This is a genomic window from Paraclostridium sp. MRS3W1 (assembly GCF_032465715.1).
Classification (GTDB): Bacteria; Bacillota; Clostridia; order Peptostreptococcales; family Peptostreptococcaceae; genus Paraclostridium; species Paraclostridium dentum.
In genome coordinates this window covers 15,354-38,379 of record NZ_JAWDJM010000030.1, presented here as the reverse complement: position 1 = coordinate 38,379, position 23,026 = coordinate 15,354, and the positions used below count along the sequence as shown (strand labels likewise).

The 23,026-nt window shown below is 29.3% G+C and carries 25 protein-coding genes and 8 tRNA genes; 1 reads left to right on the top strand and 32 read right to left on the bottom strand.

Annotation, left to right across the window (positions count from 1 at the left end):
- The 10 genes from RWY47_RS02495 to RWY47_RS02450 all read right to left on the bottom strand — a co-directional run.
- On the bottom strand, positions 1–276 hold a 276-nt coding region (locus RWY47_RS02495), incomplete at its 3' end, for a hypothetical protein (RefSeq protein WP_316030228.1).
- A complete protein-coding gene (locus tag RWY47_RS02490; protein WP_224170945.1) occupies positions 270–986 on the bottom strand; it encodes a LytR/AlgR family response regulator transcription factor in 717 nt (238 codons plus the stop codon). The genes RWY47_RS02495 and RWY47_RS02490, both read right to left, overlap by 7 nt.
- A 174-nt stretch (positions 987–1,160) precedes the next feature.
- A tRNA-Val gene (locus RWY47_RS02485) sits at positions 1,161–1,236 on the bottom strand.
- Between the two features lie 6 nt (positions 1,237–1,242).
- A tRNA-Glu gene (locus RWY47_RS02480) sits at positions 1,243–1,317 on the bottom strand.
- Between the two features lie 24 nt (positions 1,318–1,341).
- A tRNA-Lys gene (locus RWY47_RS02475) sits at positions 1,342–1,417 on the bottom strand.
- A gap of 9 nt (positions 1,418–1,426) precedes the next feature.
- Positions 1,427–1,501: transfer RNA gene (locus tag RWY47_RS02470), tRNA-Thr, on the bottom strand.
- 10 nt (positions 1,502–1,511) lie between these two features.
- A tRNA-Asp gene (locus tag RWY47_RS02465) sits at positions 1,512–1,588 on the bottom strand.
- Between the two features lie 12 nt (positions 1,589–1,600).
- A tRNA-Val gene (locus tag RWY47_RS02460) sits at positions 1,601–1,673 on the bottom strand.
- Positions 1,674–1,679: 6 nt separating this feature from the next.
- Positions 1,680–1,754 (bottom strand) — tRNA-Glu (locus tag RWY47_RS02455).
- 12 nt (positions 1,755–1,766) lie between these two features.
- Positions 1,767–1,842, bottom strand: a tRNA-Lys gene (locus RWY47_RS02450).
- Positions 1,843–2,135: 293 nt separating this feature from the next.
- Here RWY47_RS02450 and RWY47_RS02445 point away from each other — a divergent pair.
- The gene (locus tag RWY47_RS02445; RefSeq protein WP_224170946.1) at positions 2,136–3,038 is read left to right on the top strand and encodes an acetamidase/formamidase family protein; all 903 of its coding nucleotides are present in this window, start codon (positions 2,136–2,138) and stop codon (positions 3,036–3,038) included.
- 71 nt (positions 3,039–3,109) lie between these two features.
- Here the strand turns inward: RWY47_RS02445 and RWY47_RS02440 are convergent, their stop codons facing one another.
- The 22 genes from RWY47_RS02440 to mnmG form a co-directional block, all read right to left on the bottom strand.
- Positions 3,110–4,393, bottom strand: a complete 1,284-nt coding sequence (locus tag RWY47_RS02440; protein WP_021428046.1) for an adenylosuccinate synthase — start codon at positions 4,391–4,393, stop codon at positions 3,110–3,112.
- A gap of 83 nt (positions 4,394–4,476) precedes the next feature.
- Positions 4,477–4,767: a hypothetical protein gene (locus RWY47_RS02435; RefSeq protein ID WP_224170947.1), complete on the bottom strand. Its 291-nt coding sequence runs from the start codon at positions 4,765–4,767 to the stop codon at positions 4,477–4,479.
- A gap of 198 nt (positions 4,768–4,965) precedes the next feature.
- Positions 4,966–6,294, bottom strand: a complete 1,329-nt coding sequence (gene dnaB, locus RWY47_RS02430) for a replicative DNA helicase (protein ID WP_021428037.1) — start codon at positions 6,292–6,294, stop codon at positions 4,966–4,968.
- A gap of 23 nt (positions 6,295–6,317) precedes the next feature.
- Positions 6,318–6,767 (bottom strand): 50S ribosomal protein L9, encoded by a 450-nt coding sequence (gene rplI / locus RWY47_RS02425; protein ID WP_021428061.1) that lies wholly within the window; start codon positions 6,765–6,767, stop codon positions 6,318–6,320.
- Positions 6,767–8,767, bottom strand: a complete 2,001-nt coding sequence (locus tag RWY47_RS02420; RefSeq protein ID WP_021427993.1) for a DHH family phosphoesterase — start codon at positions 8,765–8,767, stop codon at positions 6,767–6,769. Before RWY47_RS02420 ends, rplI begins: the two co-directional genes overlap by 1 nt.
- Before the next feature lie 9 nt (positions 8,768–8,776).
- Positions 8,777–9,736: a YybS family protein gene (locus RWY47_RS02415; RefSeq protein ID WP_224170948.1), complete on the bottom strand. Its 960-nt coding sequence runs from the start codon at positions 9,734–9,736 to the stop codon at positions 8,777–8,779.
- Positions 9,737–9,743: 7 nt separating this feature from the next.
- Positions 9,744–10,064, bottom strand: a complete 321-nt coding sequence (locus RWY47_RS02410) for a MazG-like family protein (RefSeq protein WP_021428034.1) — start codon at positions 10,062–10,064, stop codon at positions 9,744–9,746.
- Positions 10,065–10,158: 94 nt separating this feature from the next.
- Positions 10,159–10,386 carry a 30S ribosomal protein S18 gene (rpsR, locus tag RWY47_RS02405; RefSeq protein ID WP_021127409.1) on the bottom strand — a complete coding sequence of 76 codons (228 nt, stop codon included), beginning with the start codon at positions 10,384–10,386 and terminating at the stop codon, positions 10,159–10,161.
- A 17-nt stretch (positions 10,387–10,403) separates the two neighbouring features.
- Positions 10,404–10,859, bottom strand: a complete 456-nt coding sequence (locus RWY47_RS02400) for a single-stranded DNA-binding protein (protein WP_021434331.1) — start codon at positions 10,857–10,859, stop codon at positions 10,404–10,406.
- A gap of 40 nt (positions 10,860–10,899) precedes the next feature.
- The gene (gene rpsF, locus RWY47_RS02395) at positions 10,900–11,178 is read right to left on the bottom strand and encodes a 30S ribosomal protein S6 (RefSeq protein ID WP_021428006.1); all 279 of its coding nucleotides are present in this window, start codon (positions 11,176–11,178) and stop codon (positions 10,900–10,902) included.
- A 289-nt stretch (positions 11,179–11,467) separates the two neighbouring features.
- On the bottom strand, positions 11,468–12,670 hold the full coding sequence (locus RWY47_RS02390; RefSeq protein WP_021428032.1) for an aminotransferase-like domain-containing protein: 1,203 nt from the start codon (positions 12,668–12,670) through the stop codon (positions 11,468–11,470).
- A 62-nt stretch (positions 12,671–12,732) separates the two neighbouring features.
- Positions 12,733–12,918 (bottom strand): DUF951 domain-containing protein, encoded by a 186-nt coding sequence (locus RWY47_RS02385; RefSeq protein ID WP_021428122.1) that lies wholly within the window; start codon positions 12,916–12,918, stop codon positions 12,733–12,735.
- An 11-nt stretch (positions 12,919–12,929) separates the two neighbouring features.
- The gene (locus tag RWY47_RS02380) at positions 12,930–13,193 is read right to left on the bottom strand and encodes a DUF3343 domain-containing protein (RefSeq protein WP_021434333.1); all 264 of its coding nucleotides are present in this window, start codon (positions 13,191–13,193) and stop codon (positions 12,930–12,932) included.
- Between the two features lie 85 nt (positions 13,194–13,278).
- Positions 13,279–13,869, bottom strand: coding sequence for a sulfurtransferase-like selenium metabolism protein YedF (yedF, locus tag RWY47_RS02375; RefSeq protein ID WP_021427997.1), 591 nt, complete (start codon positions 13,867–13,869; stop codon positions 13,279–13,281).
- 110 nt (positions 13,870–13,979) lie between these two features.
- Entirely contained in the window at positions 13,980–15,008 is a 1,029-nt protein-coding gene (locus tag RWY47_RS02370) for a DUF5711 family protein (protein WP_224170949.1), read from the bottom strand.
- 77 nt (positions 15,009–15,085) lie between these two features.
- The gene (locus RWY47_RS02365; RefSeq protein ID WP_224170950.1) at positions 15,086–16,378 is read right to left on the bottom strand and encodes a helix-turn-helix domain-containing protein; all 1,293 of its coding nucleotides are present in this window, start codon (positions 16,376–16,378) and stop codon (positions 15,086–15,088) included.
- Positions 16,379–16,545: 167 nt separating this feature from the next.
- Positions 16,546–17,694, bottom strand: coding sequence for an aminotransferase class V-fold PLP-dependent enzyme (locus RWY47_RS02360; protein WP_224170951.1), 1,149 nt, complete (start codon positions 17,692–17,694; stop codon positions 16,546–16,548).
- 15 nt (positions 17,695–17,709) lie between these two features.
- Positions 17,710–18,588, bottom strand: a complete 879-nt coding sequence (locus tag RWY47_RS02355; protein ID WP_025161513.1) for a ParB/RepB/Spo0J family partition protein — start codon at positions 18,586–18,588, stop codon at positions 17,710–17,712.
- A 1-nt stretch (position 18,589) separates the two neighbouring features.
- Positions 18,590–19,363: a ParA family protein gene (locus tag RWY47_RS02350; RefSeq protein ID WP_021428117.1), complete on the bottom strand. Its 774-nt coding sequence runs from the start codon at positions 19,361–19,363 to the stop codon at positions 18,590–18,592.
- A gap of 55 nt (positions 19,364–19,418) precedes the next feature.
- Positions 19,419–20,210: a nucleoid occlusion protein gene (noc, locus tag RWY47_RS02345; protein ID WP_021427994.1), complete on the bottom strand. Its 792-nt coding sequence runs from the start codon at positions 20,208–20,210 to the stop codon at positions 19,419–19,421.
- Between the two features lie 159 nt (positions 20,211–20,369).
- The gene (gene rsmG, locus RWY47_RS02340) at positions 20,370–21,089 is read right to left on the bottom strand and encodes a 16S rRNA (guanine(527)-N(7))-methyltransferase RsmG (protein ID WP_021428030.1); all 720 of its coding nucleotides are present in this window, start codon (positions 21,087–21,089) and stop codon (positions 20,370–20,372) included.
- Entirely contained in the window at positions 21,082–22,977 is a 1,896-nt protein-coding gene (gene mnmG, locus RWY47_RS02335) for a tRNA uridine-5-carboxymethylaminomethyl(34) synthesis enzyme MnmG (RefSeq protein WP_150841738.1), read from the bottom strand. The genes rsmG and mnmG overlap by 8 nt, the downstream gene beginning before the upstream one ends.
- Between the last annotated feature and the right edge of the window lie 49 nt (positions 22,978–23,026).

Sequence of the window (23,026 nt, the reverse complement as noted above, 5' to 3'; positions counted from 1 at the left end):
ATATAATAATGATTTAAAATAACTCACTTTATAATTTAATTTTGCAAATAAAATAAATACTATCCACTTTAAATTATTTATAAAATCATAATATTGAGTTGCCATATTAAACATAATTGTAGCATCTAAAGCTCCTATTAATAAAAATATGATATCTATATAAATTTTTTTGTATTTTTTTACTTCTAAACAATTTAATATTTTAATAAAAATTAAATACTCAACAAATACTCTTGCAAATCTAGCTATATTTGACATTAACTCAACATCTAACATAGTTTTTCTCCTAAAGAACTTAAAAACTTATGCTTAAAATCTTTAAATCTATGCCTACTAACTAAAATCTCTTCTTTATTATCTAATATAGCTACATATTGTTTTATATTTTCTACATAATTTATATTCACTAAGAAACTTTTATGACATCTATAAAAATTATGGTTTTTTAATTCCTTTTCAATCTTATCCATGGTCATTTTAGTTTCATAAATTTTATTTTCCGTGTGTATAGTCATATCTTTTCTTTGAATTTCAATATAAGTTATATCTTCGATATTTATTTTGTAAGTTTCATTTTTATTTTCAACTAACACAAATTTATCTCTTTTACTTATAACTTCATCTATACAACTCAAAATATGCTTCTTAAAATCATCATATTGTATAGGCTTTAGTAAATATCTATAAGCCCTTACTTCATATCCTTCTTGTATATATTCAATAAGTGACGTTGTAAAAATTATTTCTGGTTTGTTTTTATCGATTTCTCTTATCTTTCTAGCTACATCCATTCCAGTTATCTCGTCCATCTGAATGTCTAATATAAATATATTCGCACCTTGATTATAATTCTTAAGTAATTCTTCCCCAGTTGAATATATGTTTAAATTATAATCAATATTTTTTTCATATAATATATTTTCTAAAATTTTTTCTATATTTTTTTGATGTTCTACTTGATCTTCGCATAAAATTATTTCTATCATAATATCCCCTGTATATATTTTTTATATGTTTATATAACTATTATACATAATTTGTAAATACTTCTTAAGTTATAATCTATTTTTATAATAAAAACTCGGTTTGCTCTGAATTCATTGTGTGTATATATCTTTTTTGAACACAAAAAAACTCTTAGATAAAATCCAAGAGTTTACTGGTGGGATTAACAGGGCTCGAACCTGTGACCCCCTGCTTGTAAGGCAGGTGCTCTCCCAGCTGAGCTATAATCCCAAATGCTGGTGACCCATAGGGGAATCGAACCCCTGTTACCGCCGTGAAAGGGCGGTGTCTTGACCGCTTGACCAATGGGCCATATTATATTTTTACAAAAAAAAATGGTGATCCATCCGCGACTCGAACGCGGGACACCCTGATTAAAAGTCAGGTGCTCTACCGACTGAGCTAATGGATCATCTTTTTTTGGAGCTAGTGATAGGAATCGAACCTACAACCTGCTGATTACAAGTCAGCTGCTCTACCGTTGAGCCACACTAGCAATGTGTGTTTGGCGACCTGGAAGGGACTCGAACCCTCGACCTCCAGCGTGACAGGCTGGCATTCTAACCAGCTGAACTACCAGGCCGCATATATGGGGTGGGATTAACAGGGCTCGAACCTGTGACCCCCTGCTTGTAAGGCAGGTGCTCTCCCAGCTGAGCTATAATCCCAAATATTGGTGACCCATAGGGGAATCGAACCCCTGTTACCGCCGTGAAAGGGCGGTGTCTTGACCGCTTGACCAATGGGCCTTACAAAAAAAATGGTGATCCATCCGCGACTCGAACGCGGGACACCCTGATTAAAAGTCAGGTGCTCTACCGACTGAGCTAATGGATCATCTTTGCTGAGATGTTGTTTCGACTTTTTTCTCTGCCGTATCAACAAATACTATTATATTAGCTTTATTAACTTTAGTCAACACTTTTTGTAAATTTTTTTAATTTTTTTAAGCAAATTATTTAAATACCCTATTTTTCAATGGTTTAATCCATTTATTTAAGCATAATTTTCAGCAAAATTTAGTAATTTTGTTAATTTTTTTAGATTTTTTTAAAGATTATATTATAAAAATATTTTATTAATACTATTTGTAATATAATATTCTTATACTAAATAAAGGAGGTAAATTTATGAACTTCATAAACAAAGAAAATCATACATTTACATTTTCAAGCTTAAACAATCCAGTTCTTAAAGTAAAATCAGGAAGCAATGTAGTTTTTGAAACTCATGATTGCATGTGTAGTCAAATAACATGTAGTGATGACAATATGGATAGCATAGATTTTGATAGAGTAAATCCAGCAACTGGACCTTTATACATAGAAAATTCTATGCCTAACCAGACTTTAAAAGTTAGTATAAATTCTATTGAATTAAAAGGCAATGCTCTTGCCATGACAGGTCCTGGAGTTGGAGTTCTTGGTAATAAACTAGATACTATGACTCATAATATTTTAAAAATAGAAAATGAAAAATCTTTATTTAATAATTTAGAACTTCCTTTAAATAAAATGATTGGTGTTATAGGTGTTGCTCCAAGCGATAATAAGTCTATAAATTGTGGGACTCCTGGTAGTCACGGTGGTAACATGGACTGTAAGATTATAGCTGAAGGCTCTATTGTATATCTTCCTATATCAGTAGAAGGATCTTTATTATCTCTTGGAGATATCCATGCTGTTATGGGTGATGGTGAAATTGGAGTAAGCGGAGCTGAAATAGGAGCTCTAGTTGACGTAAAAGTTGAAGTAATAGATAACTTAACAATAAAGAATCCTATCTTAGAAACTGAAGATGCTTATTATACTGTAGCTTCTGCTGAAACATTGGATGAGGCTTATGAAATCGCTATCGAAGATATGTTTGATATTTTACTTCCTAAATGCAACTTATCTAAAAATGATCTAGTTATGCTAATGAGTTTAACTAGTGATATAGAAGTTTGCCAAGTTGTCGATCCTTTAAAAACTATTAGATTTAAAGTTAAAAAAGATATTTTAAGTCAATTAAATATAGATAAATTAATATAAAAATAAAATAAAGCTATGTTAAGACATTATATAATGTTTTAACATAGCTTTTGATTTTATATATTATAAAATTAGAATATATTTTTTCTTACTATAGTTTGAGCTCTGTTTGGTCCAACTGAAACCATATCTACATTTACTCCAACTAACTCTTCTATTTTAGCTATATATTTCTTAGCATTTTCAGGAAGTTCTTCATATGTTTCCATACCTGTTAAATCTTCAGACCATCCTTCTAATTCTTCATATATAGGCTCGCACTTAGCTAAATCTTCTAATGAAGCTGGGAATTCTCTTAACACTTTGTCTCCCATTTTGTAAGATGTACATATTTTAACTGTATCAAATCCAGTTAAAACGTCTAATAACATTAAAGATATACTAGTTAATCCATTAACTCTAGCAGCATATCTAACTATTACAGCATCAAACCATCCACATCTTCTTGCTCTACCTGTAGTTGTTCCGAACTCTCTTCCTTGAGTTCTTATCTTGTCCCCTGTTTCATCGTTTAACTCTGTAACAAATGGTCCTTCTCCAACTCTAGTAGTGTAAGATTTTACTATACCTACAACATCTTTTATCATGTTAGGTCCAACACCAGCTCCTACAGAGAATCCTCCTGATGTAGGATGAGAAGATGTTACGAACGGATACGTTCCTAAATCTAAATCTAGTAATGTACCTTGAGCTCCTTCAAATAAGACTTTCTTTCCTGCTTTTATAGCTTCGTATACAACAACTGATGTATCATCTACGTAAGATCTTATTTGCTCTGCATACCCTAAGTATTCATTGTATATAGCATCAAAGTCAAACTCTTCTGCTCCATATATATTCTTAACTATTTTATTCTTAGCATCTATTTGAGCCTTTAATTTTTTAGCGAATATATCTTTATCCATTAAGTCACATATTCTTATTCCAGATCTCTCTGTTTTATCCATGTAACAAGGTCCTATACCTTTTTTAGTAGTACCTATTTTATTATCTCCTCTAGCTTCTTCAGCTAAAGCATCTAATTCCTTGTGATATGGGAATATAACATGCGCTCTATCACTTATTTTTATATTTTTAGTATCTATATTATCTGCATTTAACTTAGCTAATTCTTCTAAAAATCCTTTTGGATCAAATACTATTCCGTTACCTATTACATTTATAGTTTCTGGATTTAATACTCCTGATGGTATTAGGTGTAATGCATATTTCTTTCCATCAACAACTAATGTATGACCTGCATTGTTTCCACCTTGTCCTCTTACTACTACATCAGCTTGTGTAGCTAAATAGTCTATAACTTTACCTTTACCTTCGTCTCCCCATTGAGAGCCTACTATAGCAACAGTCTTCATATTAATTCACCTCTAATTATTTTATTCGAACACTTACTTTCTTATTTTACCAAACATTCGCTTTATTTTCAAAACCTTTTTTATTAACCTATTTTATTTAGTATGTATTTTTCCACATATTCTAAGCTTTCTAGGGTTTTTATTTCGTGTTCATTAGTTTCTATAAATATAACCATATCATTTACATTGTTAGCCTTTTTTACTAGTTTATTATCTCCTGTAAATGTATTTGTAATGTATATTTTTACTTTATTATTTTCTTTAATGCCATATACAACTATAGTTTCTTTATCTTTATTATCAATTATTCTACATATATTGATTTCTTTGTTTATAAACTCTGTATTTGGATATATATATACTATATTTATCATTTTTTTCTCCCCCGTTGAAAAAATTATACTAATTATAAGAAAGCAAGCTAAATTAGCTTGCTTTTTTAATTTGACTTTTATCCACCATTTATCCACAGAGCATCTGTGGAAACTGTGGATATCGTTTCGATAATTTAAAATAAAAATATCCACATATGATTATTTTTTATAAAATTATCAACATGTGGATATTTTTTATTACATTTCTCTAGCTTTATTCGCAAATTTTTGTATTTCGCCTAACCAAACAAGTTCAACTGATCCAGTTTCTCCATGTCTATTTTTAGCAATTATAATTTCTCCTATATTCTTTCTTTCTGAATCAGGATGATAATATTCATCTCTGTATAGGAACATTACTATATCTGCATCCTGCTCTATAGCTCCAGATTCTCTTAAATCGGATAACATAGGTCTATGATCTGATCTTTGTTCTGGTGCACGTGACAACTGAGATAATGCTACTACAGGACAATTCAATTCCTTAGCTATTATTTTCAAAGATCTAGAAATTTTAGATATTTCTTGTTGTCTACTTTCATTCCCTCCATCACCTTCCATAAGTTGAAGGTAATCTATAAGAATTAGGTCTAAACCTTTTTCAATTTTTAATTTTCTACACTTCGATCTTAATTCACCTATTTTTATACCAGGTGTATCGTCTATATATATGTTGGCGTTAGATAAAACAGACATAGCATCTATAATTCTAGGCCAGTCATTTTCATCTAAGTTACCAGTTTTTATCTTTTTCAATTCTACATGAGATTGTGCAGATAACATACGTTGAACTAATTGTTCTTTTGACATCTCTAAACTAAATACAGCTACAGATGCATCACCTTTAAGTGCTGCATTTTGGACTAAGTTAAGAGAAAATGCTGTTTTACCCATTGCAGGACGTGCTGCAACAAGTAGCAAGTCTGTTCTTTGTAGTCCATTAGTTTTCTTATTTAAATCGTCAAATCCAGTAGTTATTCCAGTTATATCTTCCTTGTTAGTATATAACTTTTCTATAGTGTCATATGTATCCATAAGTACTGAATTTATAGTTTGGAAATCTTCGCTAGATTTTTCTTGAGATATATCAAATATTTGCTTTTCTGCTTTTTCTAAAATGTCTTCTACTTTTATTGAACTATCATATCCTAAGTTTAATATATCATTAGATACTCTTATAAGCTTTCTTAAAACTGATTTCTCTTTCACTATATCTGCATAATACTTAACATTAGAAGTTGTAGGTACTATAGTAGATAAGCTAGTTATATAGCTTATTCCTCCTATATCCTCTAGATGACCTTGCTTCTTTAACTCTTCAGTAAGAGTTATTAAATCTATAGGTTCATTTTTATTGTTTAGCTTCATCATGCACTCATAAATAATTTTATGAGCTTCTTTATAAAAATCTTCAGGTTTTATAGTTTCTGTAACAGTTATTATAGCTTCTTTATCTAATAGTATAGATCCTAGTATAGATTGCTCAGACTCCACACTATGTGGAGGAATTCTACCTATATCCTCCATTTATCTCACCTCTAGTGTTTTTCTTATTGTTTTTCTTTTACGTCTACTCTCATTTTAGTAACTACTTTTTGATGTATTTTTATTTCAACAAATCTTGAACCTAAAACTCTTATAGGCTCATCTAATATAACTTTTCTCTTATCTACATCTATTCCATGCTCTTTTTTTATTTGAGCAGCTATATCTTTAGATGTTATAGATCCAAATAATCTTCCACCATCACCAGCTTTAGAATACATAGTTATATTCATTTCTTCCATTTTCTTTCCTAATTCAACTGCTGCTTCGTATTCTTTTTGTTCTTTTATTTGTTGAGATGTTTGTTTTTCTTTTAATTCTTTTAACTCTGTATTTCCAGCTTGAACTGCTAATTTTTTAGGGAATAAAAAGTTTCTAGCGTATCCATCACTAACTTCCTTTACATCACCTTTTTTCCCTGTTCCTTTTATGTCTTTTAATAATATAACTTTCATTACTCTTCTTCCTCCTCTAGATATTGTGTTATGATGTCTGATACCATCTTATATCCTTCTTCTAAAGATACTCCTTCAAGTTGAGCTCCTGCTATATCAATGTGGCCTCCGCCACCTAGTTTTTCCATTAATACATGTACGTTAATAGACCCTAATGATCTAGCACTTATAAATATAGTTCCTGATTTAGTTTTACCTAATACAAATGATGCTTCTACATCTTTTATGCTTAAAAGCTCATCTGCAGCTTGAGCTACAACTACATTTATATTATTTATATCCGACTTGCAGTAAGCTAAACATATCTTGTCATTTATAACTTTAGTGCTTTGAATTATCTCTGCTTTCGTTACAAAATCTTCTAAATTAGAGTTAAATAACTTCTTAACTTCTATTGTATCTGCTCCTGCTTTTTTCAGATATGATGCTGCTTCAAATGTTCTAACTCCTGTTTTAAATGCAAAGTTTTTAGTATCTAAACTTATTCCTGCCATTAATCCTTCTGCTGTTAATTTATTTATTTTAACATCTTCTTCCATATACTGAACTAATTCCGTTACCATCTCACAAGTTGATGATACGTAAGTTTCATGGAATAAAAGAACTGTATCGTTTATAAATTCGACCCCTCTTCTATGGTGGTCTATAACAACAATTTTATCAGATATAGCTAATAATTCAGGACATTCAGTAAAGTTAGGTCTATGAGTATCAACTACGATTACCAATGTGTCTTTAGAACAATTTTTAATAGCATCTTCTCTTGATATAAACAAATTATTGTAGTAATCAGATTTTTTTAATCTACCTACAAATTCGTCAATAGAATCGTTGGAACTATTTAAAACTATATGTGCATTTTTATTACATGACTTACATATATCATAAATACCTCCTGCGGCTCCCATTGCATCCATATCAGGATATTTATGTCCCATTATATATATATTCTTGCTTTCTAATATAATCTCTCTTAGCGCATGACCTATAAGTCTTGATTTAACTTTAGTTTTCTTTTCTACAGCTTTAGATTTACCCCCGTAGAATATAGACTTGTCTTTAGTTTTTATTACGGCTTGATCTCCACCTCTACCAAGAGCTAAGTCTAATGCTCCTTTTGCTAATTTGAAATTATCATTAATTGTTTTTCCTTCTATTCCTATACCTATACTTATTGTTACAGGTAAATTATTTTCTTGGTCAATTTCTCTTATTTTATCTAATATAGAGAATTTATCTGCTTCTAATTTGTCTAATTCATTTTTACTTAAAACTAAAAAGTATTTGTCATTAGCCGTTTTTTCAAGCGCACCGTTACAACTTGATTCTAATGACGCTAATATTTTATCGATATCTACATTTATTAAAGGTCTTCTCTCTTCAGGAGCACTTTGTAATACTTCATCATATCCATCTACTTGTATAGTAGCTACTACATTTTTTTCTTCTTCATACTTACTTTTTAAATCTAAGTAGTCAGTTTTATCAATCCAGTAAAGCATCATTAAATATTTAGTTTTGTCTTCTTGATCACTTTTTATAATATTATAAACTATAGTGTACTGTCTTCCATTATAGTTTATATCGGTATATAACTCTTTATTTTCATTTAATACTTTTCTTAAGTTTATATTTTTAACAAGAGTTTCTATGTTCATACCTAAGGTATCTTCTTTTTCTGTCATTTCATGGAACTTAGCATTGTACCATGTAACACTACCATCAAACTCTAAAATACATAAAGGTATTGGCAAGTTTAGTATAGCTTTTTTTGTTACTTCATCAATATCTACAGCTAAATCTTGAATATACTTATTCCATTCTTTTCTTCTTATATCTCTTGTTCTCCAGTTATGAAAAACAATATATATAAAGGCAGCAAATACAAGAGCACCTATATATATATTGTAATACATTAATATAAGACTAAGAATCCCAATAACCACTATGTATGCATTTATTTCTGGCATATTAAATTTAAAGGTCGACTTATTAAACATTTCTACCTCCTAAGTGGATTTGTAGTTTCTTACCTTTCTAAAATCAATTGCACTGTCTAACATTCCTACAAAGCTCAAAATCATGGATCCTGATAATAGAATTACTGCTATTACTGCAAATACTATTTTACCTGGTGATTTATCTTTCCATCTTTTTATAAAGTAAATAGACACTGATACACCTTGTATTAAAAATAGTATACTAAATACCAATTGAATATTTAACATTATTGAGTCTGTATAAAGCCCTATATTCAACATCTCTAAGAACATAACTAATAAATATAATATTAGTGATGTTACTATAGCATTTCCTGGTAAATAAAACTCCGAAAATTTTGGTAAATCGTAATTTAATACTTTAGTTCTTCTTAAAATAAAGGCTTCTACATAATATGTTATTAGTGATGCTATTATGCTATACATAAATAACACTGTAGGCATCATGTTTTGGAACGTATTAATCATATCTTTGGCTGTTATATTTTCCTTAGGCATCATATTCGTACTTTCCATAATAGCAAACTGAGCTTCTACTGTTGCTTTTATAGTTTTCGATATATCTGCTAATAAATCTATATTAAATAACAGTTTTGACATTGCAAAAAATACAATTATAGATAGTATAAATGCTATCGTTCCAAAGTATATAGGCGTAAAGCTTTTATTTTCATCTTCTACTTTGATATCTTGATCGATTCTATATCCCACTGCTATCCCTGGTAACATACACATTATAAGTAAATTTAAAGCGTATACTACGTCTACAGTTAATACCAATATAAAAAAAGAGGATATAGCTGAAATTAATGCATACTTATATCCTGAAGTTGTTGATATTATAGCATATGGAACAGGAAGAATAAGCGCAAGTAACCCTAAAAACGGAATGTATGCTGAAGCAAGACAAAGTCCAATAGCTATAACAGTAATCATTGCCGTTTGAGTTAATTTAGCTCTATTATTCAAATTAATATCACTCCCTATTGTCTAAGTAATTTTTAAGATTAGATAAATCTCCATACCATCGTTCTACACTATGGTCTTCCTCTATTCCATCCTTTATCTTTTCCTTTATTTTATAATCTATTTCCTTAAAGCTAATTCCAAGTCTCTTTGATAGTAAATATGTAACCATAACTATATTAGCTAGAGTATCTTGTAAAATCTGATCTACAGGTCTTGTACCTTTAAATAAAAGGTTAAATAAGTCCCCCAGGCTTATTATTAATTCTGTTTTCATCCATTCAATAATTTTTATGTTCTTCGTTATCTCTGAGTTTTTATCTAGTCTCACTATGTCCCCCCTCCTTAATATATAAATATTATATCATAAATCATAGTAGTTTTAACCAATAAAAAAACGAGCCCCCTAAAGGCTCGTCCTTTTCTTAGTCTAATGTATATGGTAATAAAGCTAAGTTTCTAGCTCTCTTTATAGCAACTGTTAATTCTCTTTGATGCTTAGCACAAGTACCAGCTATTCTTCTAGGTAATATTTTACCTCTTTCAGTTACGTATTTTTGTAATCTTTGAGTATTTTTGTAGTCTATCTTAGCATTTTTATCTGCACAGAATTGACAAACTCTTTTTTTCTTACGTCTCTTCTTGTTTATCATGTCTTTTTCCCTCCTTTTTAGAATGGTATATCATCATCATCTATAGCTTGGAATCCTTGAGGATCTAATCCTGCAGGCTCAAAGCTTGGTTCGAAACTAGGTTCGAATCCTTGATTCTGATTTTGATTTGGATATGGACTATCCGATCTATTTTTATTACTATCTAAGGCTTGTATATTTCGAGCACTTACCTTAGTGAAAGTTCTTTTTTCTCCTGATTGAGTTTGATAATTATCTACTCTTATCGAACCTTGTATAGCAACTAATCTACCTTTTGATATATAGTTTGCACAAAATTCAGCAGGTTTACCCATTACCTCAACCGGTATAAAATCAGTATCTTTGCTACCATCTTTTTTAGTAAAATCTCTATCAATGGCAATACTGAATGATGCAACGGCTGTTCCTGTTCCTGGGATATATCTTAACTCAGGATCCTTCGTTAATCTTCCCACTAGCACAACATGATTCATATAAACACCGCCTATTCACGTAAAATTTATATATTAGTTATTAAGCAACAACTATCATATGTCTTATTACGTTCTCGTTTATCTTTAAGTTTCTGTCTATTTCCTTAGGAACATCAACACCTGACTTAAAGTTAACTAATACATAGTAACCTTCAGTGAACTTAGCTATTGGGTAAGCTAATTTCTTAGTACCCCAAGTATCTACAGTTGCAACTTCACCTTCAGTAGCTATAACTTCTTTAACCTTGTTTAATACAGCTGCTTTTGTTTCTTCATCTGCATTAGGCTTTACTACGAAAACTAATTCATAATTCTTCACACGATTCACCTCCCTTTGGACTTACGGCTCTGCTGCGCAGAGCAGAGAAATGAGATTTATAATCTCACACTTTACACATTTTATCACTAATAAAATTAATTGTCAATTTTATTTTATTTCATACTAAAATTGGAAATATTAATATTATTAGAAAAAATAAAATCTAAAATTAATATAGTATAAAGATTTTTATTTTGTTAATCCTATAAGGTATAACCCCATAACCTTAATATATTTCATCTTAATCTCCCCTAAAAAAAATAGTGACCGAAAGGTCACTATTTTTTATTTAAGCATTTGCATCTTGAGCTAAAGCATCTTTTAATGCCTCTGCTAATCTCTTAACACCTTCAACTATTTTTTCATCAGGCATATTAGAGTAATTTAATCTGAATGTATTTTCTTTACCTCCATTAGGGAAGAATGACCCTCCTGGAACATAAGCAACATTGTTTTCTAAACATTTTTCCATTATTTTTCTTGCATCTAAGTGTTGAGGTAGATCTACCCAAGTAAATAATCCACCTTCTGGATATGTATGTTCTATTCCTTCTGGGAATGTTTCATCTATTGTTTTTAACATTAAATCTCTACGTCTTCTATAAACTGTTTTTATTTTCTCAACATGTGCATCTAAATCATAAACATCTATAAATTTACTTACTTCTCTTTGTGATATTGTAGATGCTTGTAAGTCTGCTCCTTGTTTAACAAATATGAATTTTGATAATAATTCTGGAGAAGCAGCAACCCAACCTATTCTGTATCCTGGACAGAATATTTTTGAGAATGATCCTAAGAACATAACTAGTCCTTTTTCATCCATAGCCTTTAATGATGGTAATATTTCCCCTTCAAATCTTAATTCCCCATATGGATTATCCTCTACTACTGGTAATTCAAACTTATTTATGACATCCATGAATCTTTCACGTCTTTCCATAGACCATGTCTTTCCTGTTGGATTTTGGAAGTCAGGTATAACATATATCATTTTTACATTTTCTGTTGTTTCTAAAATCTTTTCTAGTTCTTCAATTATCATACCATCTTTATCAGTTGGTACTTCTATAAATTTAGGACAATAAGCTTTGAAAGCATTAAGTGCACCTAAGTATGATGGACTTTCTACTAAAACTACATCTCCTTCATCTAAGAAAATTTTACCTGCAAAATCTAAACCTTGTTGAGATCCACTTGTTATTAATAGATCATCTTTTGATACATTAGTTTTTAGCTTTCTATTCATTCTTTCAGCTATGTGCTCTCTTAAAGGTCCAAATCCTTCTGTTGTAGTATATTGAAGAGCTTCTCTTCCTGATTCTTCTAATACCATTCTTGATATTTCTTTCATTTCTTCTACTGGAAATAATTCAGGAGCTGGAAGTCCGCCTGCAAAAGATATTACTTCAGGTTTCTCTGTCAATTTTAAAAGCTCACGAATCTCAGATCCTTTTAATCCATCCATTCTTTTTGCAAATTTGATAGCCATAATTAAGTTCCCCCTTGGTAAAATGTTTTCCCACTTTAATTATAGCAAAAGAAAACGCTTTTTTACAAGCCTTTTACTTTTTTTATTCTTTTTTCTAAAGTTTCTCTATCTAACATCAGCATTCTATCACACTTTAAACACTTTATTTTAAAGTCCATTCCTGCTCTAGTTATTTCAAATTCTTTACATCCACATGGATGTGGTTTCTTTAGTTCTACAACATCTCCTACGTTTAGCTTCATTGGCATTTGCATCACTCCTATCTTAATTTAGTTACTTCTTTTTTTCCTCCGGCTACTCTATTTACTTTGAAAATTCCATTATATAAAATTTCATTTTCTTCTAAAGATTCTACAACTACATCCATATCCTCTTTTAAAAATCTAACAGATATTCCACAACTAGAACTTATTTCTCTAGGTGTTGGTAAAGTCGTTACCTTTAAATCTTTTTCATTTAAAACTTTATCTGTTCTTATTGCATGATGTGTTGAGTTAAAAGCTACTATATACATTTCGTTCATTTTCCTGTATTCCTTTCTTAATGCCTTTATTTTTGATTTTATATAAACAAAGACTACATAAACTTTGTCATGTAGTCTTTATTATTTATATAGATATAGTTTTTGATGAATTATTCATTGATTCTACAATTGTATACATATTTGTTACAGTTCCAACTTTTAATTCTTCTTTTAATCCGTAGTAATCTAAGCATGTTCCACAAGATAATATTTCAACACCTGCATCTTGTAATATTTTCAGATTTTCTACTGTTGCTTCATTTTCTGTTGTCAACTTTATTCCGCTATTAACAAATAGTATACTTTTTGGATATGGCTTACTTTCTGTTAAAGTATATATATATCCTTTTATAAGTACCTGTCCTAATTCATCATTTCCAGTTCCCATTTTATCTGAGTTTATAAATATACATGTATCAGCTAAAGACTCTTGTGATTTTTCTTCTATTATAACATTTTCACCTTTTATAATCTCTATACAAATAGAATCTTTTTCTGTTTTTAATACATTTGCTTCTAAATTCATTGATTTTGCTAATTTTAATATATTTTCCTTAGCAATCTCATTATCTACAGTTACTTCTACAACCCCTTGTTCAATACTATCTAATTTTTTTTTAGTATTTATAACTGGTTTCGGACATGCCAGTCCTTTTGCATCTAACTCTATTCTCATAAATACTCATCTCCTTAATATAATACTTCCTTAATTTTAACATATATAGACATATTTTGTTATAGATTATTCCTATACAATAGATTTAAATTATTTCATTGTCCTATTGTCTATTTAACTTTTAATATTTGTATTTTATCATCCAATTCAACACCTAGAGTTGAGTCGTTAATCAACATTATACTTTTTATATCCTTTTCAAAACCTTTTAATTCTTCACCTTTTTTATTAATTATTTTATTATCTTTATACAATATAAAGTTATCTTTCATATTAACAATACCATCTATATATTCAATATTACTTGATGTAGATATATCTTCAACTTTCTTGCTTATATGTTTTATATTATTGTTTTCTTCTATAACATACATTCCATCACTATTTATATTGCTATAATATTTTATATTTTTAACATCAAATTCATCAATTACCTTTAAATTATAATCTACCCTGCTTATTTTATTTTTTTCAATTAAGTAAATATTATCTTTTTGCACTATGCTATCTAAAATAATAGAGTCTTTTATGCTTTTTTTATTTTTTAAGTTTCCATTGTAATCATATTTAGTTATTGTGCTTTCTAAATCTTTTTCAGTTTTTAAATCACACACGTATATACCTTGTGATGTATATTCTATATCAGTTAGTTTTCCTTCTAAATCTAAGTTTTTCTGCAAGTTACCCTCAAAATCGTAAATATTTATACTATCTTTATTTTCTTTTTTATATGCATATACATATGAATCATTATCTAAACTTACATACATAAGTCCATTATTCGGTACATTTTTTTTGAAAACAACTTTTCCAGTTTTATTTATACTATATATAGTATTTTTATCTTTATCTAATACATCTATATATTTATTACTATCTAGTCTTAAATTTTTTATATTTAGATTTATCTTAAATATTTCTTTTCCATTTTCATCTACACTTTTTAATGTCTTTCCATCATAATATACAATATTATCTTCATACTCTACACAATTAAATTTTTCACTGACCTCTATACTTTTTTTATCTTGTATTTTTACAGATTTTTTACCTAATTTTTGACTAACACTTCCTATTGTCTTAGGATTTATTAAAACTATTATAATTAATACAATTATTAATAACCATTTCTTTTTCACATCTAATCCCCCCAAGCCCATTTATACCTAATATTTTCTATATAAAAATAAAAGACTCCTTTTATTAAAGAGTCTTTTTAAATAATTTCTAAGTTTTTATATAAACAAACACCTTTTTGATAATACTCAAGTTCTTTTTCTTTTGAGATATCTGTATATAGTTGACCTAATTCTATATATAAGTCTGCAAGAGTTTTCCTGTCGTTTAGTTCATTTACTATATTTGTACATTTTAGTATATATTCTATTGCCATTTTAATATTTTCTTCTTTTTTGTATATTTGAGAATAATATTTAAGAGCTTTATATTCAAAATACTTATTTTTATTTTTTATTGAACTAGCTAGTGCTAACTTCGAATACTTTCTAGCTTCTTCATAGTTTTCTAGTTGAATGTATGATTGTATTATTTTTATAATAACATTAATTGAACATTCATCTTCATCATATTTTTTTATTTCATAAGCTCTCTTTGAATAATCTAATGCTTTTTCACTGTCACCTATATTTTCATAAACTTCACATACTCTTAAATAAACATTAGCTAATTCATTCTTATTATCTTCTTCTTCTAAAAGTTCTAAAGCTAATCTAAATTGTTGCTTAGCGTCTTCATATTTACCCATACCCATTAATTTATTTGCTTTAGATACCATTAACTCAGCTTCTTCTTTTGTGTTAACAGTTATATCTAAGTTTTTAATTTTTTCTATATACTCTAAAGCTTCATCATCTTTGTTTAGTTGTGTATAACAAAATGATATATTGCTGTATAAATCTTTTTTAACACTTGAATCATTTAATTTATTTTCTTCTAAAATATCTTCAGCAAATTTGAAGTTACTTACTGCTCCTTTATGGAAGTTTTCTTCCATATAAATTTTACCTATGTTTATATAGCATTTAGCTATATTCTCTTTATCATTATTTTGTATGAAAAAATATAATGATTTTTCAAAGTTAATTATAGCAGCATTATAATCTTTTTGTTTTAGGTTTATCGTAGCAAGTAATAGATTGCATCTCCCATAATTATCTATTAATTGATACTTTGTACATATCGACATAACTTTATTTATTTCTTCTTTTGCTTTTTCTAAATCTTTGCATTTTATATAAATTTCACTTTGTATTATTAAATTATCAGTTATCTTTTTAGCTTGCATTTCCTTTGTTTCTAGTAAATAGTCTACACTTACACCAAGACGGCTTGCTAAATATTCTAATAACTCGTAACTAGTGTATGACTTGTCTCTTTCTATATGACTAATTTGAGCTGCAGTAATTCTTTCTCCAGCTAGTTCTTTAAGCGTTAAGTTTTTTTCTTTTCTTAATTTCTTAATTTTTTCTCCTAAGCTTAAAATTTCCATGCCTGTCCCCCCTAGAAAACATTTTCTTATAATAAAATTATAACTTATATTTATCATAAATACACTAATTTATTTTTTTAGGCGCCATTTATTTTTTAATTTAGTACATAAAAATACAGGTGATTCCCTCTTTATAGCTATACTACTGAGGTAAATCACCCATATTTTTACATATTAATTTCTTTTTCTATTTCTATCAAAGCTTCGACAGTTTTATCTATTTCCTCTTTTGTATTAAAGTATCCAAAACTAAATCTTACAGTACCTTGTACAAGCGTTCCTATTGTCTCATGAGTAAGTGGTGAACAATGAATTCCTGATCTTGTTGCAATATCGTACATATCATCTAGCAGGTATGTTAATTCTCCTGAATCTATATCCCCTATGTTTATAGAAATTACAGCTGCTCTTTTTTTGCTATCTAAAGGTCCATATATTTTAACATTAGGAACCTCTTTTAGTTTTTTCAGCATATAATCACATAATTCTTCTTCATGATGTCTAATTTTATCTATTCCTGTTTCTAGAACAAATTTAACACCTGCATTTAACCCTGCTATACCAGGTGTATTATGAGTTCCTGATTCATATCTATCAGGCATCATGTTAGGTTGGAATAAGTCTTCTGAATTACTACCTGTTCCACCTTCTTTTAATATATCGACATTAAGTCCTTCTCTTATATATAAAATACCTGTCCCTTGTGGTCCAAGTAAACATTTATGTCCTGGAGCTGCTACCATATCTACATTTAATTTCTGAACATCTACATCATATACCCCTAATGTTTGAGATGCATCCACTAAGTATAATATATTATTTTCTTTAGCTATATTACCTACAGATTCTATATCAACAATAGTTCCACATACATTTGATGCATGAGTTGTAACAATCAATTTTGTATTTGGTCTTATTGCTTTTCTTATATCTTCAGGATCTAGTTGTCCTAATTTATCACATTTAACAATAGTATTTTCTACTCCTTTTTTCTCTAAAGACTTTATAGGTCTTATAACTGAGTTATGTTCAATACTTGTTGTTATAATATGATCTCCAGGTTTAACAACCCCTTTTATAGCAAGGTTTAAAGAGTCTGTAGCATTATGTGTAAACACTATATTCATAGGATTAGATACATTTAAAAGTTTAGCTATATTCTCTCTACACTCGTAAATCTCTCTCCCTGCTCTCATAGCTAATTTATGACCAGCTCTCCCTGGATTAGCTCCATAAGTTTCCATACAATCTAAAACTGCACAATATACTTCCTTAGGTTTTGGAAATGTAGTTGCTGCATTATCTAAGTAAATCATATTAAGTCCCCTCTCTTATGCTTCTTGTCCTTCTAACAATAATGATATTATGCCATTTAAATCATCATCATTATAGTACTCTATTTCTATTTTACCTTTTTTCTTGCCTTTAGAAATATTAACTTTTGTTCCTAAAAGACTTGTAAGTCTTTCTTCTACATCCACAATATATATATCTTTTTGTTTTTTACTTTTTTCAACAACTGGAGTTTCGCTCTCTACTATTTTTTTAGCTAATCTTTCAGTTTCTCTAACAGATAACTCTTCCTCTATTATTTTGTTAGCTAACTCTAATTGTATTTTTGAATCAGTTATTCTCAAAAGAGCTTTACCATGACCTGGAGTAATTCTATTATCTTCCACCATAGCCATAACTTCTTTACTAAGATTTAAAAGTCTTAAAGTATTTGTTATGTGAGGTCTACTTTTTCCAACTGCTTCAGAAATTTCCTCCTGAGTCACACTATAATGGTCTATTAAACTTTTATAAGCTATTGCTTCCTCTATAGAGTTTAAATCTTCTCTTTGTAAGTTTTCTATAAGAGCTATTTCCATTAAATCTTTCATAGGTATATCTTTTATAACGGCTGGCATTTCTTTTAAATTAGCTTTTTTTGAAGCTCTATATCTTCTTTCACCAGCTATTATCATGTATTTACCTTCATCGTCTGGTTTAACTACTATAGGCTGTAAAACTCCATAGTTTTTTATAGAATTTGATAATATCTCTATTTTTTCCCCATCAAAAACTTTTCTAGGTTGTTCTGGGTTTGCATAAATTTTCTTTATATCTATATTAACAATGTCTTTTGAATCTATCTCTTCTTTTATAGTTGGAATTAAAGCTCCTAGCCCTTTTCCTAGTCTATTTGAACGTCTTGTCGTTTTTTCCATTCTATATCACATCCTCCTCTAAATCTATAAATTCTTCTGCTAATTCTAAGTATGCAACAGCACCTTTACATCTAGAATCATAGTATATAACTGGTTTACCATGACTTGGAGCCTCTGCTAACCTTACATTTCTTGGAATTAAAGTTGTATATACACTTCCTTTAAAGTATTTTTTTACTTCTTCTACTACTTGAATTGACAGGTTCGCCCTTCCATCAAACATACTTAAAACTACACCTTGTATCTCTAAATTAGGATTTAGACTTCTCTTAATTAGTGATATAGTTTCCATTAGCTGGCTAACACCTTCTAAAGCATAGTATTCACACTGTATAGGTATTAAAACACTATCAACTGCTGTTAAACAATTTATAGTTAGCATACCTAAAGATGGAGGACAATCTATAAATATGTAATCATATTTATCCCTTACTTTATCTATTGCTTTTTTTAATATATATTCTCTTTCTTCAACAGTTGTAAACTCTATTTCTGCTCCAGCTAATTCTGTTGCTGATGCTACTATATCAATATTTTCAAATTCAGTTTTAATTATTGCATTCTCTATACTATCATTATTTATTAATACTTCATAAATTGTATTTTCGACTTCATTTTTTTCTATACCATATCCACTAGTAGAATTCCCCTGTGGATCTAGATCTAATACTAAAACTTTTTTACCCATTTTAGCTACACTAGCGCTTAAATTTACATTTGTAGTTGTTTTTCCAACTCCACCTTTTTGATTAAACACTGCTATTACTTTGCTCATAAGACTTAACCCCCTTTAACCTTTTAAAAAAAGATTACTGCTAAGCAGTAATCTTTTATTTTTTAGGAATCTTTACAACAACCTCTATGTGATCACCTTTATCAACCTCTTTATACTTAGCTTCTAATCCTGTATTAGTTATAGCTTCGTATGCTTGCTTGATAGTATTAAGGTATATTCTCATTCCCATTATACCTTTGACAGTTTGTTTTTTATCTTCACCATCTTTAGGTTGTTTTAAATCTTCTAATATATCTGCTATTAGCTTTTCTGTTTTCTTTACATTTAAATCTGATTTTATTACCTTTTCTAAAACTTCTCTCATAAGTTCTTCATTTGGCAATTTCAATAAAGCTCTAGCATGTCTCTCCGTTAAACTATTCTCTACTAATTTTATTTTTATATCTGTTGGTAATCTTAGTATTCTAATTTTATTAGCTATTGTAGATTGATTTTTTCCTAACTTTGCTGCAAGCTGTTGTTGTGTGAACTCATGCTCTTTTATTAAGTTCTCATAACCCATAGCTTCTTCTATAAAATTTAAATCTTCTCTTTGTAAGTTTTCTAATAATGCTAATACAGCTGAAGATTCATCAGACATATTATTTATTATAGCAGGAATAGTCTTTAATCCAGCTAGTTTTGATGCCCTAAGCCTTCTCTCTCCTGCTACTAATTCATACTCATTGTTGCTTTTACTCCTAACAGTTATAGGCTGTAATATACCATATACCTTTATAGATTCACTTAACTCTTCTAATGCCGCTTGTGAAAATACTCTTCTTGGTTGGTATGGATTTGGAACTATATTATCTATAGGTATCTCCATAACTCTTTTATCTTCCATAACATCCCTCTCTCATCCAAAACTAAATATATTTAAAACACGAAATTACCTTAGTTACTTATTTGTATAATATTTCTTCATTTAACTACATATTCCTTCTAAAATATTTTTTTTAACATATAATTTAAAAATATTTCTTTGGAAATATAGATTTTCATTCTATTTTATTGGGGTTTTTACTGGTTTGCCTGCTTTTCTTGGGTATTTTGCTGGCGTACTATTTACTTTTTTGAAAACAACTATATTATGTTTTAGCTCTATTTCTGGAAGCTCTACATCTATCTTTTCTACAAATTCTAAACCTAAAACTTCCATAGCTTTTCTAGACTCTTCTAATTCAGTGTCTGCATTTGGTCCTTTTAAACATACAAAGTAGCCCCCAACTTTTATAAAAGGTACACAAAATTCCATTAAAATAGGTAGTCCTGCAACAGCTCTAGCTGTAGCTATATCATATTGTTCTCTATATTTTTCGTCTTTTCCAAAGTCTTCTGCTCTTCCATGTATTAATTCAATATCATCTATATTAATATTTGTACAAACTTCACTTAGGAAATTTATTCTTTTATTTAAAGAATCTAAAAGTGTTACTTTTGAATTTTCTAAGCAAATTCTTAATGGAAGTCCTGGAAACCCAGCTCCAGTACCTACGTCAATTATAGACATTCCATCTTTTATATAACCTTTTTTAACTGCAGCTACAGAATCTAAAAAGTGTTTTATATACACTTCTTTTTCTTCTTCTATTCCAGTAAGATTCATTTTTTGATTCCATTCAACTAAGATTTCTCTATACTTACTAAACTTATCTATAGTTTCATCACTACATTTTAATCCTAAGTCTTCAATACCTTTTTTTAATATATCAGCATTAGTCATTTTTTTCACCTCTACCTCTTCTTTGTTGTTCAAGATAGATAAGTAAAACTGATATATCAGCTGGCGAAACTCCAGATATACGAGATGCTTGTCCTATTGATATAGGCTTTATAGCATCTAACTTTTGTCTAGCTTCTATTCTTAACCCATCTATAGCTGAATAATTTAAGTCTTCATTTAACTTCTTATTTTCTAGCTTTTTAAATTGATCTATTTGTTTTAATTGTTTATCTATATAACCTTCATATTTAGTCATTATTACACATTGTTCTTTTACTGAATAAGGAACTTCTTCTCCTGCTCCTTTACCAGCAGCTTCTATCATTTCATAATCAACTTCTGGTCTTTTTAAGAATTCATATAAAGAATAACCTACTTTTATAGGAGATGCTCCTTTTTCTTCTAGTAGATGATTTATGTCTTTAGGAGTAATTCTTTCAGTCTTTAATCTTTCTAATTCTTTTTCAATTAACTCTTTTTTATCTAAGTATTTTTTATATCTATCTTCATTTACAAGTCCTATTTCATTACCCTTTTCAGTAAGTCTCATATCTGCATTATCTTGTCTTAAGTATAATCTGTACTCACATCTAGACGTCATCATTCTATAAGGCTCATTAGTTCCTTTTGTAACTAAATCATCTATTAAAACACCTATATAAGCTTCTGATCTGTCTAATATAAATGGTTCTTTTCCTTGAATTTTTAATGCTGCATTTATACCTGCTATTAAACCTTGAGATGCTGCCTCTTCATAACCTGAAGTTCCATTGAATTGACCAGCACTAAATAAGTTGTCTACACCTTTTATCTCAAGAGTTGTTTTTAATTGAGTTGGGTCTATACAATCATACTCTATTGCATATGCAGGTCTCATTATTCTTGCATTTTCAAGACCTTGAACACTTTTATACATTTGAATTTGTACTTCGTAAGGTAAACTTGTTGATATACCTTGGATGTACATTTCTTTAGTACTTTCTCCTTCTGGCTCTATAAATATTTGATGTGATTCCTTGTCACTAAATCTAACAATCTTATCTTCTATAGATGGACAATATCTAGCACCAGTACTATCTATTTCCCCTGCATACATAGGAGATCTTCCTAGGTTACTCTTTATTATTTCATGAGTGTTTAAATTTGTTCTTGTTAAGTAACATGGCTCTTGTTTTCTAGCTAATTCATTATTTAAAAATGAGAATGGAGTTATACGCTCATCTCCATTTTGTAATTCCATAACAGAGAAGTCTATGCTATCTCTATGTATTCTAGCAGGAGTTCCTGTTTTAAATCTTCTCATTCTTAATCCTAAGTCAACAAGTTTATCAGTTAAGAATTTACTGTATCCTAAAGCATTAGGACCTTCATAAAAAGAAACTTCTCCCATGTATATTTTAGAATTTAAGTAAACTCCTGTTGCAAGTATTACAGCTTTAGCATGATATATACATCCTAGTTTTGTAATTACACCCTTTACAACATTACCTTCACTTAATATATCTACAACTTCATCCATTGCTATATCTAAGTTAGGCTCATTTTCTAATGTTTTTTTCATTTCTTCATGGTATCTAGCCTTATCTGCTTGAGCTCTTAATGAGTGAACAGCTGGCCCTTTAGCTGTATTTAGCATTCTACTTTGTATAAATGTTTTATCGATATTTATACCCATTTGCCCACCTAGAGCATCTATTTCCTTAACTAATTGTCCTTTTCCTGTTCCTCCTATAGAAGGGTTGCAAGGAAGTAAAGCTATTGAGTCTAAAGAAAGAGTTATAACTAATGTCTTATGTCCCATCCTAGCTGTAGCTAATGCAGCTTCACATCCTGCATGCCCTGCTCCAACTACTATTACATCATAATTTCCTGCATCAAAATTTAACATATATTCTCCTTTCTGATAAATATAATATGTTTTTCGTGAAACATACTAT

Bases quoted from the DNA above. Each gene is read 5' to 3' on its own strand.
- RWY47_RS02440 (WP_021428046.1), bottom strand. From the start codon at position 4,393: ATGAAGACTGTTGCTATAGTAGGCTCTCAATGGGGAGACGAAGGTAAA.
- dnaB (WP_021428037.1), bottom strand. From the start codon at position 6,294: ATGGAGGATATAGGTAGAATTCCTCCACATAGTGTGGAGTCTGAGCAA.
- rplI (WP_021428061.1), bottom strand. From the start codon at position 6,767: ATGAAAGTTATATTATTAAAAGACATAAAAGGAACAGGGAAAAAAGGT.
- RWY47_RS02350 (WP_021428117.1), bottom strand. From the start codon at position 19,363: ATGAGCAAAGTAATAGCAGTGTTTAATCAAAAAGGTGGAGTTGGAAAA.
- mnmG (WP_150841738.1), bottom strand. From the start codon at position 22,977: ATGTTAAATTTTGATGCAGGAAATTATGATGTAATAGTAGTTGGAGCA.
- rsmG (WP_021428030.1), bottom strand. From the start codon at position 21,089: ATGACTAATGCTGATATATTAAAAAAAGGTATTGAAGACTTAGGATTA.
- RWY47_RS02490 (WP_224170945.1), bottom strand. From the start codon at position 986: ATGATAGAAATAATTTTATGCGAAGATCAAGTAGAACATCAAAAAAAT.
- RWY47_RS02400 (WP_021434331.1), bottom strand. From the start codon at position 10,859: ATGAATCATGTTGTGCTAGTGGGAAGATTAACGAAGGATCCTGAGTTA.
- RWY47_RS02435 (WP_224170947.1), bottom strand. From the start codon at position 4,767: ATGATAAATATAGTATATATATATCCAAATACAGAGTTTATAAACAAA.
- RWY47_RS02380 (WP_021434333.1), bottom strand. From the start codon at position 13,193: ATGAACGAAATGTATATAGTAGCTTTTAACTCAACACATCATGCAATA.
- rpsR (WP_021127409.1), bottom strand. From the start codon at position 10,386: ATGATAAACAAGAAGAGACGTAAGAAAAAAAGAGTTTGTCAATTCTGT.
- RWY47_RS02390 (WP_021428032.1), bottom strand. From the start codon at position 12,670: ATGGCTATCAAATTTGCAAAAAGAATGGATGGATTAAAAGGATCTGAG.
- RWY47_RS02420 (WP_021427993.1), bottom strand. From the start codon at position 8,767: ATGTTTAATAAGTCGACCTTTAAATTTAATATGCCAGAAATAAATGCA.
- RWY47_RS02355 (WP_025161513.1), bottom strand. From the start codon at position 18,588: ATGGAAAAAACGACAAGACGTTCAAATAGACTAGGAAAAGGGCTAGGA.
- yedF (WP_021427997.1), bottom strand. From the start codon at position 13,869: ATGAGAATAGAGTTAGATGCAAAAGGACTGGCATGTCCGAAACCAGTT.
- noc (WP_021427994.1), bottom strand. From the start codon at position 20,210: ATGGAAGATAAAAGAGTTATGGAGATACCTATAGATAATATAGTTCCA.
- RWY47_RS02445 (WP_224170946.1), top strand. From the start codon at position 2,136: ATGAACTTCATAAACAAAGAAAATCATACATTTACATTTTCAAGCTTA.
- RWY47_RS02385 (WP_021428122.1), bottom strand. From the start codon at position 12,918: ATGCCAATGAAGCTAAACGTAGGAGATGTTGTAGAACTAAAGAAACCA.
- RWY47_RS02365 (WP_224170950.1), bottom strand. From the start codon at position 16,378: ATGGAAATTTTAAGCTTAGGAGAAAAAATTAAGAAATTAAGAAAAGAA.
- RWY47_RS02360 (WP_224170951.1), bottom strand. From the start codon at position 17,694: ATGATTTACTTAGATAATGCAGCAACTACATTTCCAAAACCTAAGGAA.